This window comes from Methylomonas defluvii (assembly GCF_033949435.1).
Taxonomy (GTDB): Bacteria; Pseudomonadota; Gammaproteobacteria; order Methylococcales; family Methylomonadaceae; genus Methylomonas; species Methylomonas defluvii.
Map to the genome: position 1 here is coordinate 14,890 of NZ_JAXARY010000021.1, position 20,926 is coordinate 35,815.

8 protein-coding genes and 2 riboswitches are annotated in these 20,926 nt (G+C 53.7%); all 8 genes read left to right on the top strand.

The features are described 5' to 3' along the window. The first annotated feature begins 529 nt into the window (after nucleotides 1-529). Nucleotides 530-608: riboswitch (cyclic di-GMP riboswitch) on the top strand. Nucleotides 609-647: 39 nt separating this feature from the next. The 8 genes from QLH52_RS19155 to QLH52_RS19190 all read left to right on the top strand — a co-directional run bounded on the left by QLH52_RS19155 (nucleotide 648) and on the right by QLH52_RS19190 (nucleotide 20,926). Further along, on the top strand, nucleotides 648-1,439 hold the full coding sequence (locus QLH52_RS19155; RefSeq protein WP_101052119.1) for a hypothetical protein: 792 nt from the start codon (nucleotides 648-650) through the stop codon (nucleotides 1,437-1,439). Between the two features lie 100 nt (nucleotides 1,440-1,539). Then, a complete protein-coding gene (locus QLH52_RS19160; RefSeq protein WP_101052120.1) occupies nucleotides 1,540-3,099 on the top strand; it encodes a hypothetical protein in 1,560 nt (519 codons plus the stop codon). Nucleotides 3,100-3,208: 109 nt separating this feature from the next. Next, on the top strand, nucleotides 3,209-4,798 hold the full coding sequence (locus tag QLH52_RS19165) for a ShlB/FhaC/HecB family hemolysin secretion/activation protein (protein ID WP_240617986.1): 1,590 nt from the start codon (nucleotides 3,209-3,211) through the stop codon (nucleotides 4,796-4,798). A gap of 565 nt (nucleotides 4,799-5,363) precedes the next feature. Next, a riboswitch (cyclic di-GMP riboswitch) is annotated at nucleotides 5,364-5,442 on the top strand. A gap of 42 nt (nucleotides 5,443-5,484) precedes the next feature. Then, nucleotides 5,485-16,062 carry a filamentous haemagglutinin family protein gene (locus QLH52_RS19170; protein WP_319962618.1) on the top strand — a complete coding sequence of 3,526 codons (10,578 nt, stop codon included), beginning with the start codon at nucleotides 5,485-5,487 and terminating at the stop codon, nucleotides 16,060-16,062. 193 nt (nucleotides 16,063-16,255) lie between these two features. After that, nucleotides 16,256-18,043: a DUF2341 domain-containing protein gene (locus QLH52_RS19175; RefSeq protein ID WP_319962619.1), complete on the top strand. Its 1,788-nt coding sequence runs from the start codon at nucleotides 16,256-16,258 to the stop codon at nucleotides 18,041-18,043. Between the two features lie 91 nt (nucleotides 18,044-18,134). After that, nucleotides 18,135-18,539 (top strand): ExbD/TolR family protein, encoded by a 405-nt coding sequence (locus QLH52_RS19180; RefSeq protein WP_020482301.1) that lies wholly within the window; start codon nucleotides 18,135-18,137, stop codon nucleotides 18,537-18,539. 11 nt (nucleotides 18,540-18,550) lie between these two features. Next, complete coding sequence (locus QLH52_RS19185; protein WP_240617987.1) at nucleotides 18,551-19,213, top strand: energy transducer TonB; 663 nt, start codon at nucleotides 18,551-18,553, stop codon at nucleotides 19,211-19,213. An 18-nt stretch (nucleotides 19,214-19,231) separates the two neighbouring features. Continuing rightward, the gene (locus QLH52_RS19190) at nucleotides 19,232-20,926 is read left to right on the top strand and encodes a putative porin (RefSeq protein ID WP_101052126.1); all 1,695 of its coding nucleotides are present in this window, start codon (nucleotides 19,232-19,234) and stop codon (nucleotides 20,924-20,926) included.

Below are 20,926 nucleotides of genomic sequence, written 5' to 3' on the forward strand. Positions count from 1 at the left end.
TTATCCCGGCGGCATGACGGACTTTTTGGGTTTAACTAACTTGCTCAATAGTCAGCAAGGCCCTTGCCGTCGAGAGCTAGCGGCCACTAATACCTAGGCTACACCGAAAATAGTTTATTTGATTCCCGCATTCCCAGCTTCTCCCGGAGGAAAAGGGGTTTCTTCCTTAACTGAATCGCACTGATGCGACCCCCGCAAATAGAATCTTAGATTTCATCACTCCCTCCCGCCCGGTCATCCGCTGAATTTTCGTGTTAGCGGCCGGCTTTGTAATACAGATGTATTACATGTCACGTTAATTTAACAATGCTGTAACCGAAACGCCGCTATTGCTCTGGAATAATTCGCGCCAAGTTGAGGGGTTGAGGAACGGCCGTTCAGCAAAGATTCGGGAGCAACTAGGGAACATGGACGGCACGAACAAGGAGCGGCGAAGGAAGAGGATAGGGAGGAGGCTAGGCGGAACATGGTAGCGGGGGCAACAAAGCGGCGCTGTCAGGATGTTAGATGGTGTCGAGTGCAATCTAAAGCGTGTAAAAGCCAAACTCGTTGTGAAGCGGGGACGGAAAGTCACGGGTCTTGCAGGTCAAGACGGCTGGGCTGTCACCTTATGTCATTAATCGAAATTTAAACATGAGGTTTTAAAAATGAAATTGTCTAAAAAATTGTTGGCAGTTGCAGTATTGGCAGCGGCCGCTTCAGGCGCCGCGGAAGCGCGTATCCAAGCTATCGGCGATGCAACAGCAGACGGTAGTGAGTTTTTGTTTAACCTGGTTAACTACACAGCACAAAACTCTTACACGCTGGATTTGGGCATCACTGTTGAACAATTTTTGGCTAATCCTAGCCAACCATTGTCATTCACACTGAGCGACAACAACTTCCAATCGTTCGCTGCTGCTTACACTGCCGGCAACAACGTTGCCTGGGGTGTTTCTGGTGGTCATGGTGTATTGAATGAATTGACCGACTTAGCTAAATTTGGTTTTTACACCACTTCTGTAGTGCCTTCACCATCCAGCATCGACGCGAACGCTCCAGACATTAGCAACACGATGGGTAAATGGAATGATTTGGTCAGCTATATCCAAACTCAAGATGCTAACAGCAACAACTTGAGTACCTTCAAAACTGTCGGCCAGCAAGGATACACAGCTGTTTACGGTAACGATTTCCAAACTGCCTTGCCATTTACCGCGCAAGGTCAGTTAGGCACAGCATTGTCTTTTGTTCGCGAAAGAGCCAATGCCGATGACTTCGACACCGGCGAATTAGTCACTTTCCCAGGCGTATGGAATTTCGCAATCAACGGCAACGTCGGTTCTTTGACCTATACCGCTGCGCCTGCTGCTGTGCCACTACCTGCTGCGGTTTGGATGTTCGGCGCCGGTCTGATGGGTGTACTGCGCGCCACTCGTCGTAAATCGCTGGCGGTTTAATTCCGTAAGCGGCTTGAGCCGGCCGGATTCTGTTTTGCTGGTTCCCCCTTCATGAACGGGTCGGCTCACACTTTAAATTTAATCCATTGAGAGATATACAATGAAAAAGCAATTATTGTCTGCTGCTATCGCAGTGGCTTCTCTGGCAGGTTTTTCGCAAGGCGCATCCGCGCATGCGCCAAGCGTTACGCCGGATATCGAAATCTTCATGTCCGGCGCTAGCGCGCAAGACAAAGCCCTGGCTGCCTTGTTTGTGAACTTGTGCGACGCCGGTACTTTGGATGTATTTAAAGATAACGGTACAGCGGGTTCCGAAGGTAAAAACCATAGTGCTTATTTCTGCACACTGAACTCTACTAACGTACCCGGCCTGACCGTCAACGGTTCTGCGGCAACCACGGCTAAAGTCCTGTTCCACAAACGTTCTGCCGGCGGTTCTGCGCAAGGCGTTAACCCGCTGATCGACGGCGTGGCGATTGCGGCGATGCGTATCGACAACGGTAACTGCACGCAACAAGGCGCGACCAACACTTGGTTTTGCAACGCCAGCGGCGCTAACCTGACCAACGTGCTGTCCGATGCCGGTATTTCCGATGTTGAGCCAAAATTGTTTGTTGGCCCAAACAAACCTTCAAACGCTTCTGCGGTTGATCCAGTGGCTGCCGACGCGGCTCTGAACGTGGTGCCTGCGGCGGCCTTGGTATTTGGCGTGCCGGTTTCCGATAACTTGTATGTGGCTTTACAAAGAGCGCAAAACCTGTTGGCCGGTTTTGGCGGCAGCTGCGCACCGGGCGATTACACCGAAGCTTGTATGCCTAGCTTGAGCAAACAACAAGTGGCTGAGTTGATCTCCGGTCAAATCAAAAGATGGTCCGAGTTTAAAGTAAACGGCACGGCCTTAACCAGCTTGACTGCCGGTTTGACTTACACCGATTCCGACGGCACTGTCAGAAACGTAACCCCTAACGATACTAAAGTGCATTTTTGCAAACGTATCGACGGTTCCGGTACCGGCGCGCAACAGTACGTTAAATTCCTAAACAACCCTTGCAGCACGGCCGGTTTGAATCCTGACTGGGTAGGTTCTTCTTTGGCCGGTCCTGTGAAGCACGAAATTAGTGGTTCCGGCGATATGGAATTGTGTCTGGAAGACTTTGCCGACGGCGAAGCGGTGGCTAAACAAATCACCACGACTAACCCTGACGTATTCAACACCGCGGTTAATACTGCCGGTAACAGAGGCTGGGCCATCGGTCAACAAAGCTTGGAAAACAATGCTACGCATGCCAAGCATTACCGCTTTATTAAAGTGGACGGTGTAGCACCGACTCTGGAACAAGCCTTCAGAGGCAAGTATATGGATTGGGTTGAGCAAACCTTCCAATGGCGTAAAGGTATCAGCGCGGATAAATCTACCGTCATCGCTAAAATCGCTGCCGATGCGGCTTCACCAACCATTCTGGCTACCGAGTTGAACATTGGTTTTGTTCACCCATTCGGTCAATCAGGTTATCTGGCTATCGGTAACGGCAACAACTTCACCGACACCTTGAACGTCAATGCGCCTGTTATGCCTTACTCGCATGCTGCTGCAGGTTCTTTGAGCAACTGCCAAGTGCCGGTTATCAAAGCATCTACCAACACCAACAAGCCGATGTAATCAGCATGTAACAAACCTTTAGTGTAATAGCTGGAGGTTCGCGCAAGGATGCGCATTGAATACAAACAGCCTTCGCTTGCGGAGGCTGTCTTTTTTTGCGATGGGTGAAATGAAACAACATTTGTTTTTAGGCTCGGTCCGGTTCGGTCTCGCGGCTGTGTTGCTGACGGCCAGCGCGCTTGGCCAGGCGGAAGAAACCGGCAATCAATTCGATTTACTGGAGCTGCGGATGAAGGGCAGCACCTTATTGGACCGGAAACTGGTTGAACGCACGGTTTACCGGTTTTTAGGTCCGAAAAAAACCATCGATACCGTGGAAGAAGCGCGTAGCGCACTGGAAGAGCTGTATCGCAGCAAAGGTTATCAAACTGTCTCTGTGGATATTCCCGAGCAAAACGTGGTGGGCGGCGTGGTGTATTTACAGGTGACGGAAGGCAAGGTGTCGCGCTTGCGGGTTACCGATTCCCGTTATTTCTCGTTGGGGGCCATTAAAGCCAAAGTACCTGAGCTGGCAGAGGGTAATGTTCCCAATCTACAAAAAATGCAGGAGCAATTGACCACGTTGGCCGGCGAGAGCCAGGATAGAACCGTGGTGCCGGTGCTGCGCGCCGGTGAAACGCCGGGCACGCTGGAAGTGGATCTAAAGGTGAAAGACGAACTGCCTTTGCACGGCAAGGTGGAAGTGAATTCCCACAATACGCAAAACACCAGCCGCTTACGGACCTTGGTATCGCTGCGTTACGACAATCTCTGGCAAAAATTTCACAGTGCTTCGTTTATGTATCAAACCTCGCCGGAAAATCCGGACGAAGTGGAGGTATTGGTGGGCAGTTATGTCATGCCTATCATTGACGACGATAAGCGCTTGGCTTTATACGCGGTCAGTTCGTCTTCTACCTCGCAAATTGCCAGTGCCGGCGCCTTATCGGTGATTGGTAGCGGTGATATTTACGGCGCGCGTTTTGTGTCGCCGCTGAAGACCCTAAATAATTACACCCACACTGCGACGCTAGGCGTTGATTACAAAGACTTTAAGGAAGATTTGAATTTATTAGGTTCGGATACCTTAAAAACCCCTATCAGTTATCTGCCGTTCATGGCCCAGTACAGCGGCAATTACCGCGATGCCGAGTCTTTGCTGTCTTTCAATGTGGGTGTTAATTTTGCGATACGCGGCTTGGGCAGCGATGAGCAGCAGTTTGCCGACAAGCGCTTTTTAGCCCGATCCAATTTTATCTATCTGAGCGGCGGTATGGACTACCGGCATGATTTGCCATGGGGTATGGAAGTGGCGGCGCGCATGTCCGGACAGATCACCGATTCGCCGTTAATCAGTAACGAGCAGTTTTCAATGGGCGGCTATCAAACTGTGCGCGGTTATTTGGAAACCAATGCGCTGTCTGATGACGGGGTGACCGCCTCGCTGGAATGGTATAGCCCCCGGCTGGTGCCGGACGAATGGGACGAGTTCGACAAAATGCGGGCGCTGGTGTTTGTCGATGCCGGGAAAGGCTGGATTGTCGATGCCTTGCCGGGTAATGCTAACGAAATGGCGCTGGCCAGTACCGGCGTGGGTTTACGTTTCGATATGTTTAAACATGTGCAAGGCGAGTTTGATTTTGGCATTCCGCTGCTCGACCAAGGCACTGTCCGGCGCGGCGAGAATAGGGTGGACTTTAGGATTGCTACGCAATTTTAGGGCGCGGCGGCTGAATGGTTGCGGAAGACGGGAGCGAATTAATTGGTGTCTTTGGGTTATTCGCTCCTGTCTTAATTATTCAGTCAAAACAGCGTTAATGAATCGTAGGCTGGATAAGCGAAGCGCATCCGGCAATCGTGGTGGATGCGCAAGGCTTATCCACCCTACGCGGACCCTTAAGAATTAACGGTATCGCCTTCCGGGCAAGGCGTGTTTACGACAGCCTGCTGAGGGAAAAGGCACTATCAGTGGCTCCCTAGAGGGTCTCTAAAAACTCGTCATTCTCGCGTATGCGGGAGCCGCAGACCGTGCAGCGAATCCAGGTTGTGGATTTCCCTGGGCAGCCGCTTTTGCGGGCAATACGATTATTTTAGATTATAGGTTTCGCCTAATAATATTACATATTTATTACAAATCTATTTCATGTAATAAATATGTAATATTTTATATTGCCTTGATACTACTTTTGTACAGTTATTATGCAATGGTTTTAAATTAGTATTTATTCAGCATTTTATGCTTATTAAGGTAGTTAAAAGTTATTTTTATAATTTTTACCATTTTATTTAAATATTGCTAAACCCGTTGCGAGGCGGGGGCGGAAAGCCGCGGGTCTTGTCAGTCAAGACAGCCGGGTTGCCAACTGATTTTATTCGGTTGTTTCTTGGATTGGCACAGGCGAAATTATGACTAATAGACAACAGCATCAGCATGGCGACGCGGTATTTTTCAGATTAAATCCTATTGCGGCTTGCGTAAAGTCGGCAGTCGCGGGCAGTATGCTCATCGCTTTCGTCTCGCCGGTCTGCGCCGAGTTACCGGTGCCCAGCGCGGTTTGGGCCAGCATGGGCGGCGCCAGTCGTTCCGTCATCGGCAATAATATGACCATTAATCAGGAAACCGACCGGGTTATTCTGAATTGGGATAAATTCAACGTCAGTGCCGAGAGTTCCGTCGAGTTTAAACAGCCCAGCGCCAGCGCCATCGCCCTAAACAAAATCGTCGATCCCAGTAAAAATCCCAGCCAGATTTTGGGTTCGGTAACCGCTAACGGCCAGATATATTTGGTCAATAAAAACGGTTTCGTGTTCGGTAGGGATTCCGTGGTCAATGCCCGCGGTTTGGTGGCTTCGACGATGGATGTCAGTTTCGAAAAAACCTTTGATAAAGAAACCATAGGCACTGTCTCCAAGGATGGTCGCGCCGCTTTTGTAGGTTCCGGCGATTATTATCAAAAAAATACCGACGGCAGTTTTAAGCTGGATGCCGACGGTCAAAAAGTCCCCATCGAAATCAAAGTGGAAAGCGGGGCGCGGATTAAGTCCGGCGAGGGCGGCCGCATCCTGGTGATTGCCCCGAGCATCATGAACAAAGGTGATGTGGAATCGCCCGGCGGCCAGGTGATCATGGCGGCGGCAACCGACAAGGTGTACTTGCAGGAAGCTCCTACCGCCGATGACAGAAGCAATAACGACGTGCGCGGCTTGCTGGTGGAAGTCGAAACCGGCGGCAAGGTGGAAAACTTGGGTAACATCGTTGCCAATCGCGGTAACGTCACCTTGATGGGTTTTGCCGTCAAACAAAGCGGCAAGGTGTCGGCAACAACCTCCACCAACGTCAACGGCACTATCCGCCTGTTGGCTAGGGAGGGTTTCACCACCAAAACCGAAGGCGGCGAGACAGTAATAGCCGCAAAGGGGACCACCCGCACGACAGATAAAGGCGATGGTTTGGGGCGTTCCGCACAAGTGACTTTGGGTGTGGGCAGCACCACAGAGATTCTGCCGGAGGTGGAATACATAGAGGAAACGCAAACTTTGGAATCCGGCGAAACCGTCAAGGTGTTGGTAGAAAAAACCGCTGTACCCGGTCAGGTGCAGCCGCAATCTCGGGTCGAGATTATGGCTGATAAGGTGCATTTACAGGCTGGGTCGGAAATCAACGCGCCTTCGGGCAAGGTATCAATTACCGCGACTAAATCGCCGTTAAATCCGGTTGCCGACAACAGCCTAAAAAACGATAGCCGGATCCTGATCGATGCCGGCGCGAAAATCGATGTGTCCGGTACCGATAAAGTCATCCGCACCATGGAAAGCAATGTCTTGGAAGTGGAGCTGCGCAACTTTGAATTGAAAGACGCGCCGTTGCAAAAAACCGGCATATTAAAAGGTAAGACCGTCCTGGTGGACATCCGAGAAGGTACGCCGCTAACCGATATTGCGCCTACCGTGGCGGGGATTGGCCGCACGGTCGCCGAAAGGATGGTTAACGGCGGCGAGATCGCGCTTAACTCCGAAGGCGATGTCATCCTGGAAAAAGGTGCGGTTCTGGACTTTTCCGGTGGCGAGATTACTTATCTGGATGGCTTTATTACCACCAGTAAGCTGCTGGCTAATGGCCGCTTGGTGGATATTAGCGAAGCCGATCCTTTGGTGCCTTACGAGGCGATTTACGGCGAGGTGGTGAAAAAATATCAAAAATGGGGCATCACCAAAGTCTGGAAAATCGACGGTCCATTCACGCTGGCGCGTTTCGAACCGGGTTATGTGGAAGGCCAGGACGCCGGCAGCCTGATGATTCGAGCCAACAACGCCATTTTAGACGGCGACCTGCTGGGTAAAACCACCAGCGGCAGGCGGCAGCGGACGCTGGCCGAGCAGGCCAAAGGCAGCCGTCTGACGGTCGATACCGCGTTTACCCTGAGTAATGCACAGGCCTTGATTTTCTCCGCTGGCGTGCAAAACAGCATTGATTTGGATATCGACGAGGTGTTCCCGGTCGGAAATGACGGCTTGGCCATGGCTTTGGCCGTGGATGCCAACAAGCTCATCGACGGCGGCGTGCATACTGCGGTGTTTAAAACCAACGGTAACATCAGCCTTGCCGAGAATGCGACTTTGCGCTTGGCGGCCGGCGGTAATCTGACGTTACAAGGCGGCGCGATTGACGTGCGCGGCAATATCGTTGGTGCCGGCGCCACGGTAAAACTGGAAACCGCCGAAACCAACGCGCCTGGGCTGCAAGGTGAGATTAATCTGGCTTCCGGCGCCAAAATAGATTTGCGCGGGGAATGGATTAACGATTTCGCCCAGCCTGAAAATCTTGACGGCAAGACGGTGGCCATAGACGGCGGTACCTTTATAGCCAAGGCCAAGGGTAACGGCGGTGGGGTGTATTTGCGGGCCGGCAGTTTGATCGACATCAGCGCCGGGGCCTGGTTGCACGAAGACCGCAGGCTGGAAGCCGGTAAGGCGCAAAGAAACACCGGCGAGGGTGATACTTTTAAAGAGGGCGGTATTATGTTGGTCGCCGAACCTGCCATAGACAAGGCCGGCGCCAACGTGTTGCTGGATGGTGTCATGCACGCTTATGCCATGCAACAAGGCGGCGGTTTTACCGTAAAAGCCAACGCGGTAGCCATTCGCCGGGAAGAGACGCCTAGCATAGGCGATGGCGGCGTACAGCCTTTGCAAATCGCTACGACGTTTTTCGGCGAAGGCGGCTTTGCCGAGTTCGATATAGGTGCAAACCTAAACGGATTGACGGTGGACGACGGTGCCAATATCCAGCTGCGCCAACAGAACAGAGTACTAAATAACACCTATCTGGAACAGGCTAACGCCGACGGTATCGAAGCATTCTCGGATTTGACGACCTTGTTGCCGGAGCTGCGCGCACCCAGCAAATTGATCTTGCGATCCGACCATGCCGCCGGGATTAATGCCAACAGCAATTTGCTGGTGGCTGCTACCGCAACGATTAACGCCGACGATTTAAGCAGCGTTACGCTGGAGTCCGATTCGTCCCTGGTGCTGGATGGCCGGATCATCGCACATGGCGGTACCCTGGCTCTGGATATTATTCCCGATCAAAGTGAGGTCGATCCGCAGTACCAGCAGAATCAAGGCATCTGGCTGGGTAGCACTGCCCGCATCGATGTGTCCGGCGGCAGTCAAATTACCGTGGACGGCTTGGGCCGGCGTATCGGTAAGGTTTTTGACGGCGGCAAGGTGCTCGTCAATGCGCAACGCGGCTTTTTTGCCTCCCAGGCCGGCTCTTTGATCAATGTTTCCGGTAGCCAAGACATCCTGGATTTACCGGTTAATAGTCCCGCCGCGATAGGCGCGAGTTTTGCCGCCACGCTAGTAGGTTCGCACGCCGGCAGCATCAATATCACCGCCGCCGAAGGCGCGTTCCTGGACGGCGATATGCAAGCCGCCGGCGGCGTTGCGCCCGGCACCTCCGGCGGCAAACTGTCGGTGTTTCTTAACGTAGACAATCGTGCCGATCCGGATGTAGAAAACTCAATCTTTCCGCGCGCGCCGCGCATTTTGAAAATCTCCCAGGAACGCAATGTACCGTTTTCCGCCGTTTTTTCTAAACCCGGCGATTCATTACCCAAGAAAGATTCGCCCGGTGATCGGCTGACCGGCATTGGCTATCTGGCTGCCGAGCAGATTAGCGAGGGCGGTTTTAGCTCTCTGGATCTGGCCGTATCCGGAGAGAAGGGTGAGATTCGGTTTACGGGCGATGTCGATCTGCAACTGAATAACGCTATTGCTTTGGATGCAGTCAATTTCGGTTGGGAGCGGAACACCGCCGCCGATACCGGTAATGTGCAAGTCAGCGCTACCACCGCGACTTTGGGGTCGGATAGCTATCGCGCACCGCTAGTAAAAACCAGCAACGGCGATGGCAGATTGGCGGTTAATGCCGATTTAATCGATTTGGTCGGTGGTTCGGTAACGACCGGTTTTAATACGGTTGATCTCGCCGCCGACGGTGATATTCGCCTGAAAGGTATAAGGATTGATAGTAAGGAATTGGATTTTGTCGGCGAGTTTAAAACCTTTTCCAAGCTTAATTTAACTGCGGCGCAGGTTTATCCCACCTCCTTGACCGAGTTTACCTTGGCGGTCGCCGGCGATCCGAACGGCACGGTGACTTTCAACAAAAGCGGTCATGCAACGCCGGTGCTGTCTGCCTTGGGCAGTTTGACCGTGCAGGGTCCGAATATCGTCCAAAACGGCGTGCTCACCGCGCCATTGGGCGAGATCGTTTTGGAGGCGACAAAATCGGTGACCTTCGGAGCCGACAGCGTTACGTCGGTCTCGGCCAAGGGGCAAATCATCCCGCTGGGCGTCACCCAAGGCGGCCTGGAATGGCTGCTGCCCTTGGCCGGCACTGGCAACAACCTGAACGTGGTTAACCCCGATCTGAAACCGGCAGAAACGGATAAAAAGCGGGTGTTTGAAAGCCCCGAGAAGAAAATAACCGTTAAGGCCACGCAAATCCTTCGGGAAGACGGTGCTTTGGTGGATTTATCCGGCGGCGGCGATTTATTGGGCTTCGAATTTATTCCCGGTGATGGCGGTTCGGTAGATGTTCTTGATACTGATCAGCGCTTTGCGGTCGTGCCGGGTATGTCCGGTTATTCGCCGTTCGACCCCAAATCGTTTCCCGAATCAGGTTTGAAGACTGGCGACAGCATTTACATCGGTGCCGGTAGCGGCCTTGCCGCCGGCTACTACGCCTTACTGCCGGCTCGTTACGCCTTATTGCCGGATGCATTTTTGGTGTCGCCGGTCGCCGGCAGCGCCAATGCCATTCCCGGCACCAGTAGAACCCGGGTCGATGGCGCTGCTGTCGTTACCGGCTACCGCAGCGTTGCCGGAACAGACATCCGCGATCAGTATTGGTCGGAGTATGTGGTCGAAGCCGGCAGCATTGCTAAAACCCGCAGCGAATACAACATCAGCTCGGCCAACCAATTTTTCGCGGATAGAGCGGTAAATAAAGAACTGGCGATTCCGCGTCTGCCGCAAGATGCCGGGCAATTGGTGCTAAACGCCAAAACCCGTCTGGAGCTACCCACCGTGGTGGCCGATGTAGTCGAGGGCGGACGTGGCGGCTTGGTCGACATCGTGGCGGATAAATTGGCCTTGGGCACAACCGCCGCAACCGACGATGTCGAATTGTTGGTTAGCGACCTGGATAAGTTTAGAGTGGATAGCTTGTTGCTGGGTGCGGTGAGAAGCTTTGATGCCGCGACTGGCCATACCAAGCTGGATGTTATTGCCAAGTCAGTGACGCTAGCCCAAAACACGACCTTGAAAGCGCCGGAGGCCTTGCTGGCCGCCAGCGAAACCGTCACGCTTGAACAGGGTGTCAAAATCGAAGCCAGCGGCGCGGTTGCGGATACCGATGGCGATACGGTGCTGGAGCTGAACGGCGACGGCGCCTTACTGCGCGCATCGGCGGGCAAACAGGCAACGATCAACCGAACCGGCGCCAAGGGCTTGAAAGGCGATCTAAACATAAGTGCCGGCGCGGTCATTTCGGCCGGCGCGGGTTCGGTGGCGCTGGACTCGACACGGCGGACCAAAATGGCAGGCGAATTGAATCTGGCCGGCGGTTCCTTGTATCTGGGCGCGGAGACCATCAACCTCGGCGAGACCGCCGGTGTAGTGAACGGCCTGTCGCTGGATAATACTCAGCTCGCACACTTGACTGTTAATCAACTGGTGTTGAGCAGCCGGGGTATGGTCAATTTGTACGGTGAGTTATTGCAAACCGATGCCCTTGGTCAGCCTTTTCAGTTCGGCGATTTACGCATTGATGCCTTGGGTCTGGCCGGTAAAGCCAATGTCGGGAAAACCCTATCTTTGAATGCGAAAACCTTGAGTCTTGCCAATAGCAAGTCTACGGGTAGTGTTTTGGCGGGTGACGGCAGCGGGGTGTTGAATGTCAATGTGCAAGAGCTGCTGCTGGACCAAGGTAAATTCCAGCTGTCCGGTTTTAGCGCAGTTAATGTGAATGCCGGTGAGCGCATGATGGGCAATGGTGACAGCACCTTAACCGCATTGGCCGACTTAAGTGTCAGCACACCTTATGTCAGTGCCGAGAACGGCGCTAAAACCATCATCAGTGCCAGCGGCCATAACTTGTCGCTCACGGGTGGCAGCCAGTTGCTAACCGCTTCTACCCAAGGCATAGCTGCGCAATTACTGTTGGAAGCCGATAGCATTGGTTTGAATACGGCCTTGTTGTATCAAACCGGTAACGTGTCCATGAACGCTTTGCAGGGTAATGTGACCTTAGGCGGGAATGCATTGATCGATGTATCCGGTGCTGTGGCGTATGCGGGTTTAAGCAAGCCGGTGAATCTATCCGGCGGCAAAATCAGTCTGAGTTCTCAGCATGGCAATGTCAGCACCGAAGCGGGCAGCAAGCTGCTGTTAAACGCCAGTAATGCCGGGATGCTGGCCGGTTTACTGTCCGCGCAAGCCGGCGCCGGCCAGGTGCAATTCAACGGTTTTATCGATGCTCATGGCGTCGGTAAGGCAAACGGTGGCCAGGTCGCCGTTGATACCGGCAGTTTGAGCGCCGGCGGCTTTAGTGCTTTGAATAATGTATTTGCCGCCGCTGGGTTTAGTGGTGCTGTCGAACTGAGAACCCGCAGCGGCGATATCGTGGTTGATGCCGGGCAAACCGTGAATGCTAATGCGATCAACCTGAGCGCCGACACCGGCAGTATCAGCATTGCCGGCACCTTGGATGCTGCGGGTGCGAATGGCGGTTCGGTGACTTTGGCGGCGGAAGATCTGCTGACGCTGAATAGCTCGGCGCTGATTCTAGCGAACGCGCAAGCGGCGAACGGCAACGGCGGCAAGGTGAGTTTGTCGTCTATCGATGCGTCCGCCGATGGCGCCGGCATTGACATCCAGCCCGGCGCGCGCATCAACGTTGCAGCGGCTGGAGCCGGCGTAGCGGGCGAGGTGTATTTACGTGCCGACCGCGACGATACCGACAGCGACGGTCTGGCGGACATTAACGTCAAGCCCATTGCCGCAGGCACTATCGTTGGCGATAGCGACGTCACCGTTGAAGGCGCGCGTATTTATCACAACAGCCGTATCGCCTCCGCCGAACAGCAGGCGATGCATAACGATAATCTGGCTTATATGGCCGATTTGGCAGCGGCTAATGTGGCTAACAGCCGCTTTGGCGCCGGTTTTACCATCATCCCCGGGGTGGAAGTTCGCAGCAGCGGCAATTTGACTATCGCCGAGACTTGGGATTTGGGGAAACTCGATAGCGGAGAGGCCTGGCGTTATGGCGCGAACAACGATCTGGTTGGGGTGTTAACGCTTAGAGCGAAAGGCAATTTGTTAATCAATGCCAATTTGAGCGACGGCTTTTCCACCGGCGTTTTGAATTCCGGCAGTTTTGGAGCGATCAACGTCAGCGATTATTTGCAAACCGGAGCTTCGTGGAGTTACCAACTGATCGGCGGCGCCGATCTGAACTCGGCGAACGCGATGACGGTACTGGCCTCGGCCAGTCTGTTGACCAGCGCCGGCAGCGGCGACGTCAGTTTAGCCAATGATGTCAGCGTGCGGACCGGCACCGGCGATATTGATATTCGCGCGGCGCGTGACTTGGTTTACGGTAATCAAAACTCGGCGATCTACACGGCGGGCCGGGCGGATGTGGATGATGCCAAACGCTGGGGCAGCGGCGGACCGGATTTGGCCGCATTGTTCTACGCAGAATATCCTTTGGACGGCGGCGACATTAGTATTCAGGTCGGGCGGGATATAGACGCCAAACCTAGTGCACAGTTGCTCAGCGATGCGTTGGTGCGCACCGGCGATTGGTCCAGCAGCAATCAGCACAGTACGGAATTTAACTCGGAACGTCCGACAGCCTGGGGTGTTGCGTTGGGTATCAGCGACTCAAGTGGCTTTTCTCGTCAGCATCAGCAAAGCGTAACCGCCTTCGGCGGCGGTAATGTCCGCATCAGCGCGGGCGGAAATGTCGAAGACTTGTCGGTGATGATCCCTACCACCGGTAAACAGGTAGGTGAAAGGGATACGCCGGTGGCGGATGCCACTGTTATCACGTTTAAGACCAATGTGGTCGAAGTGAACGGCGGTGGTAATCTGCAATTGCAGGCGGGTGGCGATATCGCCGGCGGCGTGTTTTATGTGGATGGCGGGGCGGCGGATATTTATGCGCACGGATCGCTGAAAGCCGGAACCAACAAAGGGCTGAATCCGATACTGGCTTTGGGCGATGCGCAGTTTAATGTCGTCGCCGGCAAGTCCATGGCCCTGGAAGCGATTGTCGATCCGATGTTCGTGACCTTGCCGGATTCGGTCGATTTGATCAATGGCTCATCGAATCGGTTTTTCCGCTATAGCACCGACAGCAATGTGACATTGACCACGCTCTCCGGCGACCTTGGCCTGGAAAACGACATCGCCAGTTTGAAGAAGGCCACCAATACCAATATCTCCGAAGGCTTTTTGGTTTATCCCGCCGGCCTGCATGCCTACGTACTGAACGGCAATATTGCCGTGGACAAGAGCTTCACCTTGTACCCATCGGCGCAGGGTAGCTTGGAATTATTTGCGGCTAAGAATTTAACTGGTAAGGGTAATCCGCGGATTATTTTGAGCGATGCGGAACCCGCGGCATTACCTAGCGCCGCATTGCCCTTCGTCGGGTCTTCCTTAACCGACTTGGACAATGTGCTGAAGGTTCTGGATATTCAGCAACCGCAATCGCCCACCGCGATACATGCCAGCACGCCGTTGCACGCCAATGACCCGAATCCGGTGTTGATCAGTACCGGCAGCGGCAACATCGGCCGTATCGACGATGACATCGTATTCGTATTGGCCAAGCCCGCCGAGGTCAGCGCCGGTAAGGATATTGTCCGCGCGACGTTTAATATTCAACATAACAACGCCGACGCGGTCAGTATCTTTAATGCCGGCCGAGACATTCGTTACACGATCAATATTCACCCCGATACCGGCAATATCATCGAAGCCGATCAAGGCATAGACGTGGCCGGTCCCGGACAATTAACCGCACTGGCGGGCCGGGATGTGAATTTGGGATCGTCCATCGGCATTACATCTTCGGGCGATCAATCCAACGCCGCGCTGGCCGATGACGGTGCCAACATTACCGTGATTGCCGGTTTGGCTGGCGGTGCGCTGAACAGCAACGGCTTTGCCGAAGGGTTTATGCTCAACTCGGGTAAATACGTCCTGGAAAATCAGCGTTACCTGAATTTGTTCGTGCAGGAAATGCGCAGTATCACCGGCGACCCGTCGTTAAGTGTCGATGCGGCCAAACTGGCATTTAGCGGGCTTTCCACGGTGGATAAGGCCCGGTTAGACAGCAAGCTGTTAAGCGTCGTGCAATCGGTGTTTTTGCAGGAGGTAAAAGCCAATGCCAGCACGCTGGCCAAAGCCACCACCAAACAGGCGCAGGATCTGGCCGAGCTAAAATTGCTGGCTACCATCGAGTCGCTGTTCCCCGGCACCACCTTATTGGCGGGCAATAGCGATTACCGTGTTGACGCAGCGAACGGCATAGTGGTCAACGCCGAAACCAGCGCCAGCAACATCCTGAATAGTCTGAATGCCGCGTCACAGCAAAAAGTCGAAGCAGAGTTGGCGCGGCAGGGTAAAACCTTTGCCAGTGCTAGCGACCGGGAGAAAGACGATGCCCGCGAACTGGTCAGACCCAAGCTGGGCAACATATCGCTGTTCTTGAGTTCGATACAAACCAAGGACGGCGGTGATGCCAATCTGTTTACTCCCAATGGTGGCATTACCGTGGGTTTGGCGACCGCCGATATTGGTTTGGCAAAGGAAGACGATGAGTTGGGCGTGATCGTGAAAAAGCAGGGTGAGGCTAATCTGCTGGCCCGCAACGACATCGACGTGAACATCCAGCGAGTGGTGACTTTGGGTAACGGCAATATAACCGGCGGTTCCACTGAAGGCGATGTCGATGCCGGTCGGAGTGCGCAAACCGCGTTGGCGGCTCCGCCGCTTAAAGTCAGTTACGATGCGGCGGGGATGCCGGTACTGGAAGTATCGCCGGTGTTGCAGGGCGGCGGTATCAGAACGGTAGGAGCAGGCGACGTGTTGTTGTTTGCACCGCGCGGCATCATCGATGCCGGTGAGGCGGGTATTAGAGGCAATAACATTACGCTGGCGGCAACGGCCATTGTGGGCGCGGATAATATTGATGTCGGTGGCTCTGCCGTGGGCGTGCCTGTCGCCGCGACCGGTAGCATCGCCGCCGGTTTGACCGGTGTCAGCAATGTGGCGGCGGCGGTCGGCAAATCGCTGGATAGCACCGGCAACGTTGGCAAGGATGCAGCCGAAAAACTGGCTAAGGCAGCGACCAACACTTTGGGTATCTTGAGCGTGGATATTCTGGGTTTTGGTGAATAGCCGGCTGTCTTGCCATTCAGGCTGACAATGGCTGAATTGCCCGTGTTCGCAGCGGGCAGTGGGCGTGTCGGCCTGCGCTAAATCGGTCGGATTAATACTATTTTTTCCCGTTTTTTCGATTCTTTCCCGCCCGTCATAATCATGTAAAAAAACGTTGGGATAATCCAGTTTATGTTTTGATTTGAGAGTGATCATGAAACGGATTGTGTTTTTAGTAGCGGCCCTGTTAGCCATGCCCGGACTGGCGCAAGCTTGGTGGAACGACGATTGGGGTTATAGAAAGAAAATAACCATAGACGCCCAGCAATTGCAGCAGGGCGGCGTGACGCCGGTAGCGGAAGGCTTGGTGCTGGTGCGTTTGCATACCGGCAATTTCAGCTTCTTCGCCGATTTGGGCGAAAACGGCAAAGATTTACGCTTCATGGCCGGCGACGACAAAACGCCGCTGAAGTTTTACATAGAGAAAATCGATACGGTCAACGAAATGGCTTTGATTTGGGTGAAATTGCCCAAGGACATTGCTACGGCCGATGAGCCGATGTTCTGGATGTATTACGGCAACCCCAAGGCTGTGGATGCTCAGGAATCTGCGGGGATATTCGATGTGGCTCAGGCTGTCGCCTATCACTTCGAAGCCGGTCCGGTTAAAGACGCTACGGCCTATGCCAATCAACCGGCCACCGCTACCCAAACCGTTGTGGAAGGTGGAGCCATTGGCGAAGCGGGCGGTTTTAACGGTAGTCAAGCGATACGCATCACGGCAACGCCTGCGATTCAAATGGCGGTCGAATTTGGCTGGACCGTTTCGGCATGGGTAAAAATTGATCAGGCGCAAACCGACGGGGTGATATTCGCGCGGGATGGGCTGATTTTATCTGTTAGAGGTCAAACCCCGGTTTTGGAGGTTAATCGTAAGCAGTTGGTCAGTTCCGCCGATCTGAATTTGGCCACTTGGCAGTATTTGTCAGTCGCCGGGAATAAGGACGGTTTTACCTTGTATGTGGACGGTAAACCGGTTGGCATCCTGCCGGCCAGCGTGCCGTCGCTGTTGGGTGACATGAGCATAGGCGCGGCAGTGGATGGTTCGCGTGGCTTGGTCGGTGCCATTGATGAATTTGGTATTGCCAAGGTCGCTCGCGATCAGAATTACCTGCAATTCGCGGCAATGATGCAAGGCCAGTCGTCGGCGTTGTTGAACTACGGTGAAGACAGCACGCCCGACAGCGAGGAGGGCGGCGAGTCTTATCTGATGTCGACGCTGGATAACGTTACCGTGGATGGTTGGGTCATCATCGGGATTCTGGGCGTGATGTTTATCGTCAGTACCTTAGTGATCGTCAGTAAGGCGATTGTGTTGAACCGCACTCGCAGCGAAAACAAAAAATTCGAAGAAGCTTTTAGTCAATTAGGCGCGAAAAATATCAGCAATCTGGATCACCAGGACGAAGACGGCCAGGAAGATTATGACGAATCGCCGTTGTTGCTGTCCTTGACCGGCAATCATGCGGCGTTTGCGGGTTCATCGATATACCGGATTTACCACGTCGGCGTGCAGGAAATGAACAAACGTCTGGCGAAAAGCGTGGGCGCCGATGCCGCTGACCAGGGCTTGTCAGCCCAGGCTTTGAATGCGGTAAAGGCCTCGATGGATGGCGTGTTGGTTCGGGAACTGCAAAAACTTAATTCGCAAATGGTGTTATTGACCATCGCGATTTCCGGTGGGCCGTTCCTGGGTTTGCTGGGCACCGTGGTCGGGGTCATGATCACCTTTGCGGCGATTGCCGCCAGCGGCGAAGTGAATGTCAACGCTATAGCACCCGGTATCGCCGCAGCTTTGGCGGCGACCGTCGCAGGTTTGGGCGTGGCGATTCCGGCGCTGTTTGCCTACAACTATCTGGGTAGCATGATCAAGGCCGTGACCGCCGACATGCACGTGTTTGTTGACGAATTCGTTGCGAAACTGGCCGAGCAGCATAGCTAATTAAACGTTCGTAGGGTACGCAGCGCGTACCGGCAAACTTTGAAAAGGTAAAGGTACGCGGTGCGTACCCTACGGAATACGAGAATACTCAATGAAAGTTCAAGAAGAAAACGCAGCGTACGACGAAATCAACGTTACGCCGATGCTGGATTTGGCTTATGTGTTGCTGGTGGTGTTTATTCTGATGACCACCGCAGCAGTGCAAGGCGTGCAGGTCAATCTACCTAAGGCTAGCAATACGCCCAGTCTGGCCAAGCCGCAAACTAAAGCCATTACAGTAACTGCCGATGGCACGCTATTTCTCGACACTTTTCCGGTGACGATGGAGCAACTGGAATCGACGCTGATGCAATACAAGGCCGCCAATCCGGAACTGCCGGTGGTGGTTAAGGGGGACGCTACTGTCCAGTATCAAAGCGTCGTCGATATTTTGGCTTTGCTCGGCAAACTGGAAATTACCCAGGTTGGTCTGGTTACCCAAAATCTGACCAAATAAAGTCTTGCGACATGTCAAAGAAGAAACATTGGCGGGTTTATATTCCGATGCTCATCGCTGCCGTAATCGCCGCTATCGCGATTTTTTACGTCGTTAAAATCATTATGGAATTCGTCGACAAAAAACCGGCGAAAAACGAGAAAAAAATTCAGCCGGTGACCCTGTTTAAACCGCCGCCCCCTCCGCCGCCACCGCCGAAAGTTGAGAAGCCGCCCGAGCCGGAGATCAAGGAAAAAATCAAGGAACCCGACCCGGAGCCCGAGCCTGAGCCGGAACCCGAGCCAGAACAAGCGCCGCCGCGCGATCTGGGGCTGGATGCTGAGGGCACGGCGGGATCGGACGGTTTCGGTCTGGCGGCCCGCAAGGGCGGTACCGGCTTGTTCGGCGGTGGCGCCGGCAACCCGTTTGCCTGGTACGGCGGTTTGGTCAAGAACGGGATTCTGAACATTCTCAGCAGCCACGAAGAATTGCGCCGCAAGGGCTATACCGCCATCGTCAAGGTCTGGCTGAAAGCCGACGGTTCGGTAGAGCGCATCGAACTGGCCAAGGGCAGCAACGATGCGGACATCGACGAATTGCTCAGCCGCTTATTAAACAAATTCGACCGCGTGGCGGAGGCGCCGCCACCGGGTATGCAGCAACCGATCAAGTTAAAAATTTCATCACGTATTTAAGTATCCACAGGTAAAACAATGGCGAATAAGAAACAGCTGATGGCCCTGGCGCTATCCGGGCTGATCGGCACCGTGCAGGCCGGAGAAAAGGAAGAGTTGCTGAAATTGCGCAATACCACCACTAATTTGATCAAGCAATTGGTCAAACAAGGGGTGATTACCGACAAGGCTGCCAACGAGATGATCAAACAAGCCGAAGTCGAAGCCGGCCAGCAAGTGGCCGAAGCCAAGGCGGCCGGTGTCAAGGAAGCCGTGCCGGCCGATGAAGTGCGGGTGGCTTATGTGCCTGATTTTGTAAAGGACGAAATTCGCCAACAAGTGCGTAGCGAGTTGCGCGAAGAAGTGGTCGGTGATGTGATGCAAAAGGCCAAGAACGAACAGTGGGGCTTGCCTAATGCGTTGCCGGAGTGGACCAGGCGTTTCAAGCTGTCCGGCGATATTCGTTTACGTTCTCAGCATGAGATGATGGCCAAGGAAAACATCGCCAATTCTTATATTGACTGGCAGGCGGTTAACGAAAGAGGCGGTCTGAACGCGGCGGGTGTGGATCAATTCTTGAATACGACTACCGACAGACAGCATTTTCGCGAGCGCTTGCGCTTGGGCATTGATGCAACGATTACCGATGGTATGAAAGCCGGTGTGCGTTTGGCGACGGGTAATCAACGTGACCCGGTATCTACCAACCAGTCTTTGGGCTTTACCGGACAAAAATACGATTTCACCGTGGACCGGGCCTATCTGCAGTACGATGCGATTGACGACAATAAATTCAAATGGCTGACCTTGTCCGGCGGCCGGATCAAGAACCCCTGGTATACCGGCGGCGGTGAGTTTACCGGCGGTAGCGAATTGGTGTGGGATACGGATTTATCTTTCGAAGGTTTTGCCGGCACCGTGCGCCACCGTTTGGGCGGATCGGACAGCTTGATGGCTAACGACGACCACACCCATTCCGTTTTTGCGACAGCCGGGGCGTTTCCATTACAAGAATCGGCGCTGAGCAGCGATAAATGGTTGTTCGGCGGTCAAGTCGGCGTGGATTGGGGCTTTGTCAATCAAGATAATTTAAAGGCCGCGTTGGCTTATTTCGATTACGTCAACGTCGAGGCTAAGCAAAATACCAGCGTTTTAGGCACTTGCGATCTCAATACGCGCGGCAACACTGCTTCGCGTCCGGAATTCATGCAGGGCGGCAATACCTTGGCGTCGATTTGCCGAGAAGGCACGGGGGCTTTGGCTTCCAATCCGGGCATGGTCGGTTTGGCGTCTGATTACAATATCGTCAACGCCAATGTTTCGTATGAAATGACTTTGTTTGCCCCTTACCATCTGCGCTTGAGCGGCGACTACGCTAAAAACGTCGGCTTTAATAAAGCTGCGGTCAGCCGGATGCTGAACGGTACGGTGGTTGAGGGTAAAACCAACGCCTGGCAGTTTAGGGCGGATTTCGGTTGGCCAAGAGCCGAAGTGGCCGGTCATTGGAATGTGTTTGCTGCCTATAAGTACGTGGAGCGCGATGCGGTATTGGATGCATTCACCGATTCTGATTTCCACCTCGGCGGTACCAACAGTAAGGGCTGGTTCATCGGCGGTAACTATGGCTTGATGAAAAACGTTTGGTTGACCGGCCGCTGGTTGAGTGCCGATATCATCACGGGACCCCCTCTTGGTATCGATGTGTTGCAGATCGACGTCAATACGCAATTCTAG

Coding starts and splice junctions, on each gene's coding strand:
- QLH52_RS19190 (WP_101052126.1), top strand. CDS start 19,232: ATGGCGAATAAGAAACAGCTGATGGCCCTGGCGCTATCCGGGCTGATC.
- QLH52_RS19180 (WP_020482301.1), top strand. CDS start 18,135: ATGAAAGTTCAAGAAGAAAACGCAGCGTACGACGAAATCAACGTTACG.
- QLH52_RS19170 (WP_319962618.1), top strand. CDS start 5,485: ATGACTAATAGACAACAGCATCAGCATGGCGACGCGGTATTTTTCAGA.
- QLH52_RS19155 (WP_101052119.1), top strand. CDS start 648: ATGAAATTGTCTAAAAAATTGTTGGCAGTTGCAGTATTGGCAGCGGCC.
- QLH52_RS19160 (WP_101052120.1), top strand. CDS start 1,540: ATGAAAAAGCAATTATTGTCTGCTGCTATCGCAGTGGCTTCTCTGGCA.
- QLH52_RS19165 (WP_240617986.1), top strand. CDS start 3,209: ATGAAACAACATTTGTTTTTAGGCTCGGTCCGGTTCGGTCTCGCGGCT.
- QLH52_RS19185 (WP_240617987.1), top strand. CDS start 18,551: ATGTCAAAGAAGAAACATTGGCGGGTTTATATTCCGATGCTCATCGCT.
- QLH52_RS19175 (WP_319962619.1), top strand. CDS start 16,256: ATGAAACGGATTGTGTTTTTAGTAGCGGCCCTGTTAGCCATGCCCGGA.